Below are 2,481 nucleotides of genomic sequence, written 5' to 3'. Positions count from 1 at the left end.
TAACGGGCAGCTGTTGCGAGATATTTTGCGAAGTGATCTGGTTTGAACACGGAGCACGTATACGATAGGAAATTGAAGCGCTATGGATTTTGGAAAGCTCTCTGATATTGGCCGCGTAAATTTTGCCTTACCTCCCGATCACCCGGAGACACAGCCTATGCTCAGCAGGTATAAGCAAGGGGGAAAGCAGAAGCAGCACGTATACATTGGTCTGCCGGTTTGGGTAAACAAAGCCTGGGTAGGCGAATACTATCCGGCCGGCATGAAGGAAAAAGACTCGCTGCTATGGTATGCCAGGCAGTTCAATACAATTGAGCTTAACAGTACGCATTATCATATTCCGGCGCCCGGCACCATAGACCGGTGGCGGCAGGCTGTCCCGCAGGGCTTTACTTTCTGCCCCAAGTTTCCGCAACTCATCAGCCACGAGTCGGAGCTGAGCCGCTCACTGGATCTGACGGCCACTTTCTGCGAAGCCATTGCCGGGCTGGAAGAGAAGCTGGGCTGTTCTTTTCTGCAGCTTCCCCCGACGTTCAGCCCCAGGCAGCTGCCTGACCTGGAGACGTTTGTGCAATACGTGCCCGAAAGTGTGCCGCTGGCCGTAGAGCTCCGCCACCCGGACTGGTTTGTAGATAATGTTGCGTCGCTGGAGCTGTTTGAGGTGCTGGAGAAATACCGCGTGAGTACGGTGCTGACAGATGTGTCGGGGCGGCGCGATGTGCTGCACATGCGCCTGACTACCCCCACCGCTATGATCCGCTTTGTGGGCAACGGCCTGCATCCCACAGACTATACCCGCATAGATGACTGGGTGGACCGCCTGCAGGTATGGTTTGAAGCCGGTTTGCAGCAGCTATACTTCTTTGTGCACGAGCCCGACAACACGACTTCGCCGGAGCTGGCTGCTTACCTGATCGAAAAGCTGAATGCCCGCTGCGGCCTCAGCATCAAGCCCCCTAAAAAATTCGTGCAATCGGTGCAGGGGAGTTTGTTTTAGTTGTGGTTCATCGCTTCCCGGCTATACCTGTAGGGACTAATCAATACATCTTGGGCAACTCTATACCTTTTATCTTCCGGTAGAGCCCCAACGCGGCCTGATCGGTGAGGCTGGTGACGAAGTCGGTGATGTGGATGATGCGCTCGTAATCGGATGCATCTTCCGGCAGTTGGAGGTACTGGGGTGGTATCAGGTCCGCTATTTTGCGGTGGTGTTTCGATTCTGAATTGAAGGCAGCTTTCATGCAGGCATCCAGCAGCCCGCCCAGCACCTCGAAGCCGGCAGCCTCAATTTCCAGCACCGGGCGGTTCCGGTAGATGAGGTTGATAGAGAGGTCCTTTATTTGGTCCAGTACCGGCTTGCATGCCAGCTCATTGATAAGCGGCTTGTCGTAAGTGCCGGCCAGTATCTCCGGCTCGTGCTGCAGAAAGATCCCGGCTGTTTCGTTGATCAGCTTGCCGATGATCCGGGCCCTCAGGTAGCCGATCTCCTCCCGCCAGTCATAAAACGTGAGGCTGGACACGCGGTCCGGGGCATCGTTGAGGATCTGGCGCAGCAGCTCCAGTCCTTTTTCCTGCGGCACCAGGCCCAGGCGCAAGCCGTCTTCAAAGTCGATGATGCGGTAGCAGATGTCGTCGGCCGCCTCTACCAGGAAAGCCAGCGGGTGCCGGTGGTAAAACACTTCCCCGCTCATCCCTTTCTTTAAAAGACCCAGCTCCCAGGCGATCGTGTTGAACCAGGATTTCTCTGTCTGAAAAAAGCCGTACTTCTTTTCGCTGGTACTTTTGGTGTTCGGGATAACAGGCAGCGACTCTTTGGGGTACTTGGTGAAAGTGGCCAGCGTGGTATAGGTCAGGCTCAGGCCGCCCGGCAGGTTGCAGTGCGCCGGATAGGTATAGGTCAGCACCCGGAAGCCGGCTGCGTTGCCCTCGAAGCGTTGCAGGTCTGCCTTTTGCTCCTCTGTGAGGGTTGTCATAAAAGGCTGCGCGGCATCGCTCAGGAAATAGGCCGAAATAGCGTCTTCGCCGGAGTGCCCGAAAGGCGGGTTGCCGATGTCGTGCGCCAGGCAGGCGGCCGCTACCATGTCGCCAAAGTCTGCTTCCTGTATATTCTTTTCGCCTGTCAGCTCGGGGTAGCGCTCCAGTATGCTCTTGCCCACGATGCGCCCGAGCGAGCGGCCCACCACCGAGGCCTCTAAGCTGTGGGTAAGGCGGGTATGGACAAAGTCACTCTCCGGCATAGGCATGACCTGCGTCTTGTTCTGCAGGCGCCTGAAAGCAGAGGAAAACACAATGCGGTCGTAGTCGCGCTGGAACTCGCCGCGCACCGACTCATCCGATGTATACTTATGGTCGGTCGTTTCGAAACGCTTCTTTGAAATCAGTTTGTCCCAGGTGGTGGTGCGTGGCATAGGTATAGGTATAGGTATAGCGGGTTAGCTGAGCAGTACGCTGACAGCGAAGGTGCCGAACATGAATAAAGCT

General features: G+C 56.1%; 2 protein-coding genes. One reads left to right on the top strand and one right to left on the bottom strand.

Features of this window, described 5'->3' with window-relative positions; all coding sequences use genetic code 11:
• Nucleotides 1–82: 82 nt before the first annotated feature.
• A complete protein-coding gene (locus OB13_RS20670; protein WP_461492078.1) occupies nt 83–997 on the top strand; it encodes a DUF72 domain-containing protein in 915 nt (304 codons plus the stop codon).
• Between the two features lie 40 nt (nt 998–1,037).
• Here OB13_RS20670 and dgt read toward each other — a convergent pair whose 3' ends face one another.
• Nucleotides 1,038–2,408: a dGTP triphosphohydrolase gene (dgt, locus tag OB13_RS20665; RefSeq protein ID WP_461492077.1), complete on the bottom strand. Its 1,371-nt coding sequence runs from the start codon at nt 2,406–2,408 to the stop codon at nt 1,038–1,040.
• Nucleotides 2,409–2,481 lie beyond the last annotated feature (73 nt).

The sequence above is a fragment of the Pontibacter sp. HJ8 genome (genome assembly GCF_054824225.1).
Note: the sequence above shows the minus strand (reverse complement) of the source record. Positions and strands in the feature narration are given on the sequence as shown.

Excerpts from the sequence above, each read along its gene's own strand:
- OB13_RS20670 (WP_461492078.1), top strand. The coding sequence starts at position 83 with ATGGATTTTGGAAAGCTCTCTGATATTGGCCGCGTAAATTTTGCCTTA.
- dgt (WP_461492077.1), bottom strand. The coding sequence starts at position 2,408 with ATGCCACGCACCACCACCTGGGACAAACTGATTTCAAAGAAGCGTTTC.